This window comes from Spongiibacter pelagi, assembly GCF_014705705.1.
Taxonomy (GTDB): domain Bacteria; phylum Pseudomonadota; class Gammaproteobacteria; order Pseudomonadales; family Spongiibacteraceae; genus Spongiibacter; species Spongiibacter pelagi.
On the sequence record NZ_JACXLD010000008.1, the window covers coordinates 47,588 to 61,336 of the forward strand.

Annotated in this window: 11 protein-coding genes; 2 read left to right on the forward strand and 9 right to left on the reverse strand. The window is 51.9% G+C overall.

Features of this window, described 5'->3' with window-relative positions:
* The first annotated feature begins 154 nt into the window (after nt 1-154).
* Complete coding sequence (metH, locus tag IB286_RS12940; RefSeq protein WP_190766230.1) at nt 155-3,850, forward strand: methionine synthase; 3,696 nt, start codon at nt 155-157, stop codon at nt 3,848-3,850.
* A gap of 146 nt (nt 3,851-3,996) precedes the next feature.
* Nucleotides 3,997-4,248 carry a DUF2970 domain-containing protein gene (locus IB286_RS12945; RefSeq protein WP_190766232.1) on the forward strand — a complete coding sequence of 84 codons (252 nt, stop codon included), beginning with the start codon at nt 3,997-3,999 and terminating at the stop codon, nt 4,246-4,248.
* A gap of 9 nt (nt 4,249-4,257) precedes the next feature.
* On the opposite strand, the gene IB286_RS12950 is transcribed toward IB286_RS12945, so the two are convergent.
* The 9 genes from IB286_RS12950 to aroA all read right to left on the reverse strand — a co-directional run bounded on the left by IB286_RS12950 (nt 4,258) and on the right by aroA (nt 13,744).
* Nucleotides 4,258-6,030, reverse strand: coding sequence for an SLC13 family permease (locus tag IB286_RS12950; protein ID WP_190766234.1), 1,773 nt, complete (start codon nt 6,028-6,030; stop codon nt 4,258-4,260).
* Between the two features lie 6 nt (nt 6,031-6,036).
* Nucleotides 6,037-7,008, reverse strand: a complete 972-nt coding sequence (locus tag IB286_RS12955) for a DHH family phosphoesterase (RefSeq protein ID WP_190766235.1) — start codon at nt 7,006-7,008, stop codon at nt 6,037-6,039.
* A gap of 227 nt (nt 7,009-7,235) precedes the next feature.
* Nucleotides 7,236-7,952, reverse strand: a complete 717-nt coding sequence (pyrF, locus tag IB286_RS12960; RefSeq protein ID WP_190766237.1) for an orotidine-5'-phosphate decarboxylase — start codon at nt 7,950-7,952, stop codon at nt 7,236-7,238.
* Nucleotides 7,953-7,955: 3 nt separating this feature from the next.
* On the reverse strand, nt 7,956-9,152 hold the full coding sequence (locus IB286_RS12965; protein WP_190766238.1) for a hypothetical protein: 1,197 nt from the start codon (nt 9,150-9,152) through the stop codon (nt 7,956-7,958).
* Nucleotides 9,152-9,442, reverse strand: coding sequence for a LapA family protein (locus IB286_RS12970; protein ID WP_190766240.1), 291 nt, complete (start codon nt 9,440-9,442; stop codon nt 9,152-9,154). The genes IB286_RS12965 and IB286_RS12970 overlap by 1 nt, the downstream gene beginning before the upstream one ends.
* A 54-nt stretch (nt 9,443-9,496) precedes the next feature.
* On the reverse strand, nt 9,497-9,808 hold the full coding sequence (locus IB286_RS12975) for an integration host factor subunit beta (RefSeq protein ID WP_190766243.1): 312 nt from the start codon (nt 9,806-9,808) through the stop codon (nt 9,497-9,499).
* A gap of 110 nt (nt 9,809-9,918) precedes the next feature.
* Nucleotides 9,919-11,595, reverse strand: coding sequence for a 30S ribosomal protein S1 (rpsA, locus tag IB286_RS12980; protein ID WP_190766245.1), 1,677 nt, complete (start codon nt 11,593-11,595; stop codon nt 9,919-9,921).
* Nucleotides 11,596-11,732: 137 nt separating this feature from the next.
* Nucleotides 11,733-12,425, reverse strand: coding sequence for a (d)CMP kinase (gene cmk / locus IB286_RS12985; RefSeq protein WP_190766334.1), 693 nt, complete (start codon nt 12,423-12,425; stop codon nt 11,733-11,735).
* Nucleotides 12,426-12,436: 11 nt separating this feature from the next.
* The gene (aroA, locus tag IB286_RS15500; RefSeq protein ID WP_317889763.1) at nt 12,437-13,744 is read right to left on the reverse strand and encodes a 3-phosphoshikimate 1-carboxyvinyltransferase; all 1,308 of its coding nucleotides are present in this window, start codon (nt 13,742-13,744) and stop codon (nt 12,437-12,439) included.
* Nucleotides 13,745-13,749 lie beyond the last annotated feature (5 nt).

Here is a 13,749-nt window from a genome sequence, read left to right on the forward strand (position 1 = left end):
GGTATCTGGTAGAATTTTGCAGTTTACCACGAAGCCTTTTTCGCATCAGCAGAATCATGACTGTTTCGATGCCTCTGAGCGATGCATTGCCATATACACGCGCCCAATTGAGATTAGGCACACGTTTTAATTGACCAAAGAGTTTTACCCCTTAATGCAAGATTTACACGCCCGCACCGCACAACTAAAACAAGCCCTTAAAGATCGTATTCTGGTCATAGACGGTGCCATGGGCAGCCTGATTCAAGGGTACAAGCTTGAAGAAGCCGATTATCGCGGCACGCGCTTTGCCGACTTCGGCACTGACCTGAAAGGCAATAACGACCTGCTGACCCTGACTCGCCCCGATGTGATTCGAGAAATCCATCAAGCCTACATCGATGCCGGCGCGGATATTATCGAGACCAACACGTTTAACTCTACGGCGGTTTCGCAAGACGATTACACGCTGGGTGAGTTGGCGGAAGAACTCAATATCGCCGGCGCAAAATTAGCGCGGGAAGTGGCGGACGCTGCCACCGCAGCGAATCCGAACAAGCCCCGCTTTGTCGCTGGTGTCATCGGCCCCACGCCCCGCACTGCGTCGATCTCTCCAGATGTAAACGACCCCGGCGCGCGCAATATTAACTTCGATCAACTGGTTGCCGACTACACGGTGGCGGTTCGCGGTCTTGTTGCTGGCGGCGCCGACCTTCTTATGATCGAAACCATTTTCGACAGCCTCAATGCCAAGGCGGCCATTTACGCGGTTCTGCAATACTTTGAAGATGAAGGTATTGAATTGCCGATTATGATTTCGGTGACCTTCCCCGATGTGTCTGGCCGCACCCTCTCCGGCCAAACTCCGACCGCGTTCTGGAACACCATCGCCCACGCCAAACCACTAATGGTGGGCAGTAACTGCGGACGCCGTTTTAAAGAGATTCGCCCCTTTGTTGAAGAATTGGCCGAGGCCTCAAATTGCTTCTTTGGCGGCCACTTCAATGCCGGCCTGCCCAATGAATTTGGCGAATACGACGAAACCCCAGAGGATATGCACGACGAGCTAAAGGATTTTGCGAATCGTGGCTACCTCAATTTTATTGGCGGCTGCTGTGGCACAACCCCTGCCCACATTAAAGCCATAGCCGATGCGGTTGACGGCATTGCGCCACGCCAACTGGAAGCTCGCGAGCCCGCCTGCCGCCTGTCGGGACTGGAACCCTTTGTTATTGACCAAGACAGCCTGTTTGTAAACGTCGGCGAACGCTGCAACGTCACCGGTTCGGCGATTTTCAAACGCCTGATTTTGGAAAATAACTACGACGAAGCCCTCTCCGTTGCTCGCCAACAGGTGGAAAACGGCGCCCAGATTATCGACATCAATATGGACGAGGGGATGCTCGATGCAGAGAAGGCCATTGTGACCTTCCTTAATCTGATTGCGTCTGAGCCAGATATTTCCAAAGTGCCGATCATGGTCGACTCGTCTAAATGGGATGTCATTGTTGCCGGTCTGAAATGTATTCAGGGCAAGGCGGTGGTGAACTCCATCTCGTTGAAAGAAGGCGAAGAACTATTTATCAAACACGCGCGCCAGTGCATGAAATTTGGCGCCGCCGTGGTGGTCATGGCCTTTGATGAAACCGGACAGGCCGACACCTTCGAACGCAAGGCGGAAATCTGCAAACGCTCCTACGACGTACTGGTCAACAAAGTCGGCTTCCCCGCTGAAGATATTATTTTCGACCCCAATATTTTCGCGGTGGCCACCGGTATTGATGAGCACAACAATTACGCGGTGGACTTTATCGAAGCCACCCGTTACATCCGCGAAAATCTGCCTTACGCCATGGTGTCTGGCGGCGTATCCAATGTGTCGTTTTCTTTCCGGGGCAATAACCCGGTTCGCGAGGCGATTCACTCGGTATTCCTGTACCACGCCATTAAAGCCGGTATGAATATGGGTATCGTCAACGCTGGGCAACTGGCGATTTATGACGACCTCCCCAATGAACTGCGCGACGGTGTGGAAGATGTCATTCTTAACCGCCGTGACGATGCCACTGAACGCCTGCTGGAACTGGCGGAAAAATACCGGGGCGATGGTAAAGGTAGCGCCCAGCAGGAAGATTTAAGCTGGCGCGAACTGCCCGTTGCCAAGCGCATTGAGCACGCGCTGGTTAAAGGCATTTCCACGTATATTGAAGAAGACGCCGAAGCGGCCAGACTGGAAGCCAGCAAGCCCATCGACGTCATTGAAGGCGCATTGATGGACGGCATGAATGTGGTCGGCGACTTATTCGGCGACGGCAAAATGTTCCTGCCTCAGGTGGTGAAATCGGCCCGCGTCATGAAACAAGCGGTGGCCTATCTCAACCCCTTTATTGAAGCCGGAAAAGATGCCGATGCCAAAACCAATGGCAAGGTCTTGATGGCCACGGTAAAAGGCGATGTGCACGATATCGGCAAAAACATTGTCGGCGTAGTTTTGCAGTGTAATAACTTCGAGGTGATCGACCTCGGCGTTATGGTGCCCTGCGAGAAAATTTTGGAAACCGCCAAAGCGGAAAATGTCGATATTATCGGCCTCAGCGGTTTGATCACCCCCTCGCTGGACGAGATGGTGCATGTCGCCAGTGAAATGCAGCGCCAAGGTTTTGATATTCCGCTGATGATTGGTGGCGCGACCACCTCTAAAGCGCATACCGCCGTTAAAATTGAGCCTAAATACAAAAACGATGCCACGGTTTACGTACCCGATGCCTCGCGCTCGGTCGCTGTAGCCAGCTCGCTGATTAGCAAAGACCTGAAAGCGGACTTCGTTGCCCAGCGCCGCGATGAATACAATCGAGTGCGAGAGCGCCGTGCTAATGCCGGAGCCAAAACCCGCTTGCTGGATTACAGTCAGGCTTGCGAGCAAGGGTTTGATTTTGATTGGAATGGCTATACCCCGCCTAAACCGGCCTTCCTCGGCACCAAAACGCTTGAAGATTACCCGCTAGAAACGCTGCGTGAAACTATCGACTGGACTCCGTTCTTTATCTCTTGGGGACTGGCCGGCAAATACCCGAAAATTCTCGACGATGAGAAAGTCGGAGAAGCTGCGCGCAATCTCTTCGATGACGCCCAGAAAATGCTGGATAAACTAATCGCCGACAAACGCCTCAAAGCCAACGCGGTGTTCGGTTTCTGGAAAGCAGAACGCCGTGGCAGCGATGATATTCAACTGAGTGACGAAAAGGGTAATGATCTTGCCGTTCTCCATCATCTGCGCCAGCAGGCACAAAAAACCGATGGCAAAGCTCAAATGAGTCTCGCCGACTATGTCGCGCCAGAAGGTAGCGGCATTGACGATTATGTTGGCGGCTTTGCGGTTACCGCCGGCATGGGTGCAGAAGAAATTGCCAAGGAATACGAACAAGCCAACGACGATTACAGTTCCATTATGGTGAAAGCACTGGCAGACCGACTGGCCGAATCCTTTGCTGAGCACCTGCACCTGCGAGTGCGTAAAGAATTCTGGGGCTACGCGCCAGAAGAAAGCCTCGATAACGAAGCCCTGATTAAAGAGCAGTACAGTGGCATCCGCCCTGCTCCCGGCTATCCCGCCTGCCCGGATCATAGCGAAAAACCCACGCTGTTCTCGCTGTTAAATGCCACCGCAGAGACCGGCATTAGCCTGACTGAGCACTTGGCGATGTACCCGGCGGCGTCGGTTAGCGGCTTCTACTACAGCCACCCGCAATCCCGTTATTTTGCCGTTGGCCGCATAGGCAAAGACCAAGTTGCCGATATTGCCAAACGCAAGGGTATGGAAATGGCAACCATGGAGCGCTGGCTGTCTCCTATTCTGGACTATGATCCCTAGCGCTTAACGAAAAACAGCGAGAACTCGCTTTAGGAGCAGGCCTGCGTTGTGCAGGTCTACTCGAAAGCTGATAGACAAGGCTATTTATAAACCAGACTATTTATAAATAAGCCTTTTTATAAATAAGACTAGGAAAAGGACAAAGCATGAACCAAGAACAAAAAAAAGATAGTGAATCCCAGACAGAACTAGAAAATAACACTGAAAAAACCGGCGCGCTGGCCACCGTGTTTAATGTTCTTTCCGCCGCTTTTGGGGTGCGCAGCAGCAAGCGCCGAGGTCAGGATTTTACCCAAGGTAAATTCCACACTTTCGCCATTACCGCGATTGGCTTTGTGATTATTTTTATCTTTACCGTATTTAGCGTCGTTAAATTCGTATTGAGTCAGGCCAGTTAACTCAAACGGCTAAAAAGGCCAAACCAGCGGCGTTATCAATACCGTTAACACACCCACTATCGCCGTTAACGGCAGGCCGATTTTCATAAAATCGGAAAACCGGTAATCACCGGGGCCATAAACCATCAGGTTAGTCTGGTAGCCAATCGGCGTAGCAAAGCAAGCCGATGCCGCCATCATCAAGGTCACCGCAAAAGGCGTAAAATCCACACCCAATTGCTGGCTCGCAGCCAAAGCGATAGGAAATACAATCACCGCTGCCGCCAAATTCGAAATCACCGCAGAGAATAGCGTAGTCACCAAAAAGATCGCCGCCAAGCTGGCATAGGGCGAACTTGCCGCCGAGCCCACCAACCAATGCGCTAACTCGTCGGCCGCCCCAGAACTCTGCAATGCCGAGCCCAAGGCAATGGAAGTGGCGATTACAATTAAGACCTGCCAATCCACACTGCTGCGTGCGTCATTAGCGCGAATACAGCCACTGAGCACCATAAAACCCGCAGCCAAAAATGCGGCTTTAAGCATACTCAAAAAGCCAAAAGCGACGGCAAATACCATACCCAACATAATAAGTGCGGCGCGCAAGCGGTGTTCATGACGAACGGGACGGGAGTTTTCGATTTCGCTAACCAGCAGAAAATCACGGGAATAGCGCTGCTTATTTAGAAAATCTTCGTGGGTCTCCAGCAATAAGGTATCGCCCGGCTCTAACTCAATATCACCGATTTTGGATTTGATGTGCTGACCATTGCGCGAGACAGCAATAACCGCCGCTGAATAGGATTTGCGAAAGCCCATCTCGCGAATATTTTGCCCAAGGTAGGGAAAGTTGGTGGAGATAACCACCTCGACCAAACAACGCTCATGATTGCTGCGACCAAGTTTAAAGGCCTGATCCTCGGCCAAACGCAGGCCGTGAATGTTTTTCACATCCACTACCGAGCGCACATCTCCGGCAAACACCAAGCGGTCTCCGGCGGCCAAAATTTCGGTAGGCCGCACCGCCGTTAATATTCGATCACCGCGCACAATTTCCACTAGGAACATGCCGGGCAATTGACGCAGCCCGGCACTTTCAATGCTTTGCCCAATAACGGCGGAGTTGGCATCAACCAGCATTTCCACAATGTACTGTCGGGTATCTTCAAAGCGGTCGCCCTTGCTCATTTTGTTAGGCAACAAGCGTGGCGCCAATAACACGGTAAAAGCCAGTACCGCTAACACACAGGGAACGCCTACCCAGGCAAGGTCAAACATCGCCAATCCGGCACCGGCCTGTTGATCGACCAACATGCCGTTAATCACTAGGTTAGTACTGGTGCCTACAAGTGTACAGGTACCGCCGATAATGGCGGCATAACTCAGGGGAATCATTAACTGTGAAACAGGTAGATTATTGCGCTTGGCCCAGTCGCGCACGGCCGGCACCAACATTGCCACAACCGGGGTGTTATTCAGCACGCTACTAAACAAGGCCACCGGCGTCATCAGCCGCAATTGCGCACCACGCACGGTACTGGGTCGCCCCAATATCCGGCTGGAAATCCAGCTAACGACCCCGGTTTCAGACAGGGCGCGGGCGACAATAAATAGCACTGCCACCGTGACCATGCCCTCATTACTCATTCCGGCCAGTGCCTGTTGCGGGCTTAATACATTGGCAAGCAACAGCACCACCACGCCAGCACACAGAATTAAATCTGGCGGACGGCGACTAAACATCAAGCCCAGCAAGCAGCCGGCAATAACGAATAAGGTAATCCAAGCGTCTAGTGTGAGCATGGCAATCTAGGCAGCCAGTTCCCGGTAAAAGCGATCAAAACGCTCGACAAAATTGGCCAACTGCTCGCCCGGCAAATCGTTGATACCGGCCGCCGCCGCACGACCACCGCCGGTGGGGAACTGACGGCAAAACTCGTCGGCCCCAACTTTATTCGACAGTGGCGCGCGAATGCTGATTAAGAAATTGCCATTGGCTTTTTCCGTTAGCACCGCGTGAGCACGATCTGGGCTGCCATTGGCCAAATCATTGCTGTAAACCCCACTCACCCTTCTCGCCCATGCCTCATTCGGCAGGATAAATACCGCTGAGGTTTCATTTTGATGGAGAGCCTGCAAGGCGGCAGCAGAGCCCATATCCGCCTCATACCCCTGCTCTAGCTGCGAGAAAACACCCGCGCCATCGGCAATAAAGTCCAGCGGATTGTTATAGGAAAGCAGACGCTTAAAAAGCGCATCGGGTTTGAAATGAAGATCGTCTAAATCGGCGCCATAGCCGTTGTAGTTAAGATAGATGCCCAGCTTTTCGAGGGATTCCAACTCGGCTTCAGATAATGAAAGCGACTTGGCCACGGTAAACGCGCTCTGGCGTAAATTATCGCCAAACGCCCCGACCACCGCCCACGCGGCAAACGCACCTTGCAAATGACCATTGACCAATAAGCTGGTGCAAACATCGGCGGCGGTATTAATTCGAGTCGTTAGTTTAGGGTGATCAGGAATATCGCCAGCGAAATGATGATCGACATAAAACACTTCGGCTCCAGCCGCCAATGCCGACTCAAGACCGCTACGATTTTTATCGAGCGAGACATCTAAGACCGTGAGTTGATCACCCGCTTGTGCCTGTACACGGTTAAGCAAGTCGATATCCCGTTTAACGCCGGTCACTAATTGACTGTCGCAGGGCTGCGCCAGTCGTAATTGCAATAGCGCACAAATGCCGTCGGCATCACCGTTAAACACATCGATAAAATTCATCTTGCTCTCTATCTAATAAAAATCAATCTAACCAAGGCCAAAATAAGCCGAGGCTTAGCTGCTACCCGCAGTGTAATCAGATACTAGAGCGAAGTCTTTAACAAGTAAAACGGGAGATTATTATAAGCAGTATCTATTTTATAGATACTTAATTGCGGCCGTTTTCCATGAAATTGAGCAAGCAAATTAACTAGGAAAAAATAAGAAAAAAGCGTTCGGGAAAGATATCAGGCGATACCCAGATCTTTATTAATTGCCGCCAACGCTGTTTGTGGATTTTCACTGCGGGTAATTGGGCGGCCAATCACCAAATAGCTACTGCCCAGTGCCATCGCATCCACTGGCGTCACAATTCGAGTCTGATCGTCGGCCGCGCTATTAGCGGGACGAATCCCCGGCGTCACCAGCAAGAAATCAGGCCCAAGTTGCTCGCGCAACATGGCCGCTTCGCGAGCGGAACAAACCACACCATCCATACCGGATTTTTTTGCCAGTGTTGCCAATAACAACACCTGCTCCTCTGCCGTGCTCGCCGTTAATCCAAGAGTCGGCAGCTCACTGTCTGACATAGAAGTTAAAACGGTCACCGCAATCAGCAAGGGCGCTCGGTCACCAAATTCGTTTAAGGCTTCACGGGCGGCGCGCATCATTTTTTCACCGCCGCTGGCGTGAACATTAACCATCCACACCCCTAGCTCGGCAGCCACTCGCACGGCGGCAGCAACAGTATTGGGAATGTCGTGGAATTTCAGATCGAGAAAAACCTCAAAACCACGGGCTTGGATTTTGTTGAGGATTTCCGGGCCAAAGCGGGTATAAAGCTCTTTGCCGACTTTAAGACGGCACTGGCTCGGCTGTAGATTATCGAGTAAAGCATCCAATTCCGACAGGTTCGCCACATCTAAGGCAACCAAAACTGGAGAAGCGGTTACTGCATTCGTCATTGATTAATCACCCTGTTTTCCTCGAATCGGCGCAATGGTACCCCACTCTTCACAGCCGGGACACTGCCAATGCAATTTCTGGCCGGAAAAACCGCAATGGGCGCAGCGGTAACTCGGTTTATCTTTCTCAATTTCCAAAACGGCCTTAGACAAGGCCAAGCGATCCGCCACCGCAAGATTCGGAAATGCCGTCAGCAATTTCACCGTTGGACGTCGATACAACGCCTCTTGAAAATAGGCTGAGGCGGAAGACTCCAAGCCCAACTGCAAACGTTGATTGATAATTTCTTGATGCAGGCTGCTACTCGCTACTTGCTCAGCCAGACCTTCTAGCGCTGACAGATAATGTTCCGGCGTTGAAAGCCGAGTGAAAGCATCTCGGTAGAGTGGCAAGATTTCACGCAAATAATCCGACCGACCGATCATCAACTGATGTAGCTGATTGAGCGTGGCCTGCGGCGCACTGTAAAGGGTTTGTCGGGCCAGTAGCAAACTGGCCCGGATATTATTCGGGTCGGCTTCTTGAGCGCCTTTCAAATACTCATCGAAGCGCTCCATATCGCCACCGCCTAGGGCCGATTCTGCAAGTTCGCAGAAGTAATGGCTGATTTTGCGTTGAGTTCGAGAGACTTGAGAACTGGAAGATTGAGGCTTGGCTCCCGTTTTGGCCGGCACACTCGAACTGGTATTTTTGCGCTGCCGAGCCACAGCAATGGCTTTTTCCCAGTCCTTTTCCGCTTGGTAGATATGCTGCAAACGCTCTAAAACGGGTTCGCGCAAGCGCAGCGTATTCTCCAGCAAATCCAATAACTGAATCTCTGCACGGTCTAACAGGCCTGCAGAAATATAGTCTTCAGCCAGTGCGAAATGCACTTCTTCTAAGGCATCCGCTTCGAGGGATTCAGACGCGAGTAAATTTTGGTGAATGCGGGTAGCCCCTTCAATCTCGCCTTTTTCACGCAGTAACTTCGCCAATGACAGATGAGTGGGCAAGGTATCGATATTGATCGGCAGGTTATGAATCACCGCCATAACTGCGGGGCCGGGCTCTTCGCTAAATAAAAAGCTCAAGTCTTGATAGAAATTAGGCGGTTCATTGCGACCAAACCAAACATGCGGCCAGCGCCAAAAGCGCCCCATTATCCAACCCGCTATTACCGCCGCAAGCGTCAGAGCGAAAGCTGAACTCAGATCTAACATCAGCTTGCTTCTGAGCGGGGTTCGGCGCGAGATTCAAGCTTTTTAAGACGTTGCTGGAGCTTAAAGCGGCTGGCACGCAGACGAAACAGTGCCACCGAAGCCGATGCCATGCCCAACAAACCGCCGACAAAAAAAGTCAGAATTAACCACAGCGAAAGCCGCTGCTCGGGCAACTGAACTAACAGCAAATCGAGGGAAACCGGGGTGTCATTGGCAATACTGAAAAGTAAGCCAAAAGCCAATACAGCGATGAGTATCAGCAAAGTCAGCAAAGAACGCAGACGGCGCATGGGAAGGTAATCCTAAAACAATCGAAACGCTAGCGCGTTGAATTCATCCATGAATCAGTTGAGTTTCCGATTCAGCTCTTCTTCCAAGCTCTGATTAACGCGCTCACGCAGCTCTTTTCCGGGCTTGAAATGAGGCACATATTTACCGGGCAACTCAACGGTATCGCCGGTTTTGGGATTGCGGCCCACACGGGGTTCGCGATAGTGAAGCGAGAAACTGCCAAAACCACGAATCTCGATCCGGCTACCTGTAGCCAGTACCTGAGACATGTGTTCAATCATGGTTTTTACGGCGAGCTCAATATCCTTATGAGACAGTTGCGGCTGGCGCTCAGCAATCAACTCGATCAGTTCGGATTTGGTCATCGGGAATTCCCATTGAGTCTTTTTTGCCCTAGCTTAACATTTTTTTTCTTTTTTGCCAGTGGCTTACGACTGCCCCGGGAACAGGGCAGTCGTAAAATCGCGAACTGTGATTAGTCGCGATTTTCCATTTGTGCCTTGATCAGGTCACCAATGGTAGTAGCGTTAGCTTCTGCTTGGTTTTCACGCAGTGCTTTAACCGCTTCTTTCTCATCGTCCTTGTCTTTGGCCTTGATAGACAGACCCAGTGCGCGGTTTTTGCGATCTACAGAGATCACTTTAACTTCAACACTGTCGCCTTCTTTCAGGACATTGCGTGCATCTTCAACTTTCTCGAGGCTGATTTCAGACGCTTTCAGTACGCCCTCTACTTCCTCGGCCAGAGTGATGATTGCCGCTTTAGCATCAACTTCTTTAACAGTACCGGTTACAACACTGCCTTTGTCGTTGATAGACACGTAGTTTGAGAACGGATCGTCTTCCAGTTGCTTGATGCCCAGAGAGATGCGCTCACGCTCAGGATCGATAGACAGGATTACAGTCTCAATCTCGTCACCTTTCTTGAACTTGCGTACGGCTTCTTCGCCAGCTTCGTTCCAAGAGATGTCTGACAGGTGAACCAGACCGTCGATGTTGCCGTCCAGACCGATGAAGATACCGAAGTCAGTGATAGACTTGATAGCACCGCTGATCTTGTCGCCCTTGGTGAATTGTGAACCGAAAGCATCCCATGGGTTTTGCTGACACTGCTTGATACCCAGAGAAATACGACGACGCTCTTCGTCGATGTCCAGAATCATCACTTCCACTTCGTCGCCCAGTTGTACGACTTTAGATGGGTGGATGTTCTTGTTGGTCCAATCCATTTCAGAAACGTGAACCAGACCTTCAACGCCCTCTTCAATTTCAGCAAAGCAGCCGTAATCGGTCAGGTTGGTGATAGTCGCTTTCACGCGGCTGTTTTCTGGGTAACGCGCTTTGATAGCAACCCATGGATCTTCACCCAGTTGTTTCAGACCCAGAGAAACGCGGTTGCGCTCACGGTCAAACTTCAGGATGCGCACGTCGATTTCATCGCCAACATTGACGATTTCGCTTGGGTGCTTGATGCGCTTCCAAGCCATGTCGGTGATGTGCAGCAGGCCGTCGATACCACCCAGATCTACGAATGCACCGTAGTCGGTCAGGTTCTTAACGATACCTTTAACAACCATACCTTCTTGCAGAGAGGCCAGCAGCGCATCGCGCTCTTCGCTGTTTACGCTCTCCAGTACGGCACGACGAGAAACAACAACGTTGTTGCGCTTCTGGTCCAGCTTGATAACTTTGAATTCCAGCTCTTTGCCTTCCAGGTGAAGGGTGTCGCGCACAGGGCGAACATCAACCAGAGAGCCTGGCAGGAATGCGCGAATGCTGTTGATATCAACGGTGAAACCGCCTTTAACTTTGCCGTTAATGATACCGACAACGGTTTCTTCGGCTTCGTGAGCCGCTTCCAGAGCAGTCCACGCCTCAGCACGCTTGGCTTTTTCGCGGGACAATTTGGTCTCACCGAAACCGTCTTCTACGGATTCCAGTGCTACCTGAACTTCGTCGCCAATTTGCAGAGTGAATTCACCACCTTCTGCAACAAACTGGTCACGTGGAATCACGCCTTCTGATTTCAAACCGGCGTGTACAGTAACCCAGTCGCTATCGATGTCGATGATTACGCCGGTTACGATTGAACCGGGTTTCATATCGATGGTTTTTAGGCTTTCTTCAAACAGTTCAGCAAAGCTTTCGCTCATTCTTCATACCTGTATGTGGCTTTAGCCACGTTTCGCCGCATTTCCAGCCAATGCGGGTCAGTTTAAATAGCCCATTCGGCAGCCAGCTGGCTTACTGCCGATCAGACACGTAAATAAAGAAACAGTATGTAGATTGATTAGAGGCTTAAGCGTTTTTTGGCTAGCGCCAGTACTTGCTCAAACACTTCATCAATCCCGAGGGCGGTACTATCGAGCTGTATCGCATCATCCGCCGGCTTGAGCGGCGCCAACTCACGTTCTGAGTCACGCTTATCCCGAGCCTGGATATCCTCTAAAAGGGCGGCGAGGGTAACACTTTCACCCTTATCTTTCAACTGCTTGAAGCGCCGCTCCGCGCGAGCCTCGGCACTGGCGGTGAGAAATATCTTTAGTGGGGCATTTGGGAACACTACCGTGCCCATATCGCGACCATCGGCAACCAAGCCCGGCGCTTGCGCGAAATCTCGTTGACGACCCAACAAGGCGGCACGAACTTCAGCCAAAACCGCTACTTGTGAAGCCAAACTACCGGTTTCTTCGGTACGCAACACCGCGCTGACATCGTCGCCATCCAATAGCACTCGGGTGGGCTGCCCCTCTTCTCCCGGCACAAAGCGCACATCGAGATTGGCGGCCAGCTCGGCAACGGCCAATTCATTATCCAGCGCAATACCACGGCGATGCGCCGCTAGGCCGGTTAGGCGGTATAAGGCACCGCTATCTAAGAGATGCCAAGCCAATTGTTTAGCCAGCTTTTGGCAAAGGGTTCCCTTACCGGAGCCACTGGGGCCATCAATGGCGATAACCGCCGCAGGGGCTGGCTCAGACATCCAGGTCGACACTAGACATTCTCCATAACTTTAATATTCATTCCTAAGCCATTAGAAAGACTAACAAAATTAGGGAATGAAGTTGCCACGTTATCGCACTCCAAAATGCGAATATCGGCATTGGCGCGCAGCGATGCCACCGAGAATGACATGGCAATACGATGGTCGTGATGACTATCAATCACGCCGCCACCCATCTGGCCGCCCTCAATAATAATGCCATCAGGGGTCGGCTCAGCCTTGATTCCCAAGGTAGCCAAACCATCCGCCATCACTTGAATTCGGTCACTTTCCTTAACCCGCAATTCCTCGGCACCACGCAAAATGGTGGTACCCTCGGCGCAGGCCGCCGCCACAAACAGCACAGGAAACTCATCAATCGCCAGCGGCACTTGATCCTCTGGAATTTCGATCCCTTTCAACGGCGCGTATTGAACCCGAATATCCGCCACCGGCTCACCACCCACTTCGCGCTCATTGAGCACCTCGAGATTGGCGCCCATCTCACGCAGGATATTAATCACGCCGATACGGGTTGGGTTGATGCCGACATGCTCAAGAGTGATATCCGCAGCCGGGGTAATGCTGGCCGCGACCATAAAAAATGCCGCCGACGAAATATCCGCAGGTACATCAATATGCTGGGCGCTTAAACGACCACCGCCACTTAAGCTGGCTACTGCGCCATCGACTGCGACATCGTAACCAAAACCGCGCAACATCCGCTCGCTGTGATCCCTCGTTGGCGCAGGCTCAGTGGTACGGGTTTCGCCTTCAGCGTAAATACCTGCCAACAAGACACAGGATTTCACCTGTGCACTCGCCATAGGCAGCACGTAATCAATACCTTTTAGCTTTTGACCGCCGCGCAGGGTTAGCGGTGGACGACCACCCTCCCCGGTTTCAACCACAGCGCCCATTTCCCGCAATGGCACGGCTACGCGCTCCATCGGACGCTTGCTGAGCGACACGTCCCCGGTCATGGTGACATCAAATGCTTGCCCTGCCAGCAGACCTGCCAATAAGCGCATCGAGGTGCCTGAGTTACCCACATACAGCTCACCCTTGGGGGCCTGCAGACCATCGCGACCCACACCGTGAATCACGACGCGACCGTTTTCCGGGCCTTCTATCTGTACACCCATCGCTTGAAAGGCTTTCAGGGTAGAGAGCGCATCTTCACCTTCTAAAAAACCATCAACCGTAGTAACACCATCGGCAATGGCGCCCAGCATAATGGAGCGGTGAGAAATGGATTTATCGCCGGGAACACGAACGCGACCGCGCAGGCTCCCACCGGGTTGTGCTAGAAATTCCACAATAA

Coding starts and splice junctions, on each gene's coding strand:
- pyrF (WP_190766237.1), bottom strand. CDS start 7,952: ATGACGAATGCAGTAACCGCTTCTCCAGTTTTGGTTGCCTTAGATGTG.
- metH (WP_190766230.1), top strand. CDS start 155: ATGCAAGATTTACACGCCCGCACCGCACAACTAAAACAAGCCCTTAAA.
- IB286_RS12975 (WP_190766243.1), bottom strand. CDS start 9,808: ATGACCAAATCCGAACTGATCGAGTTGATTGCTGAGCGCCAGCCGCAA.
- IB286_RS12965 (WP_190766238.1), bottom strand. CDS start 9,152: ATGTTAGATCTGAGTTCAGCTTTCGCTCTGACGCTTGCGGCGGTAATA.
- IB286_RS12970 (WP_190766240.1), bottom strand. CDS start 9,442: ATGCGCCGTCTGCGTTCTTTGCTGACTTTGCTGATACTCATCGCTGTA.
- cmk (WP_190766334.1), bottom strand. CDS start 12,425: ATGTCTGAGCCAGCCCCTGCGGCGGTTATCGCCATTGATGGCCCCAGT.
- rpsA (WP_190766245.1), bottom strand. CDS start 11,595: ATGAGCGAAAGCTTTGCTGAACTGTTTGAAGAAAGCCTAAAAACCATC.
- IB286_RS12955 (WP_190766235.1), bottom strand. CDS start 7,008: ATGAATTTTATCGATGTGTTTAACGGTGATGCCGACGGCATTTGTGCG.
- IB286_RS12945 (WP_190766232.1), top strand. CDS start 3,997: ATGAACCAAGAACAAAAAAAAGATAGTGAATCCCAGACAGAACTAGAA.
- IB286_RS12950 (WP_190766234.1), bottom strand. CDS start 6,030: ATGCTCACACTAGACGCTTGGATTACCTTATTCGTTATTGCCGGCTGC.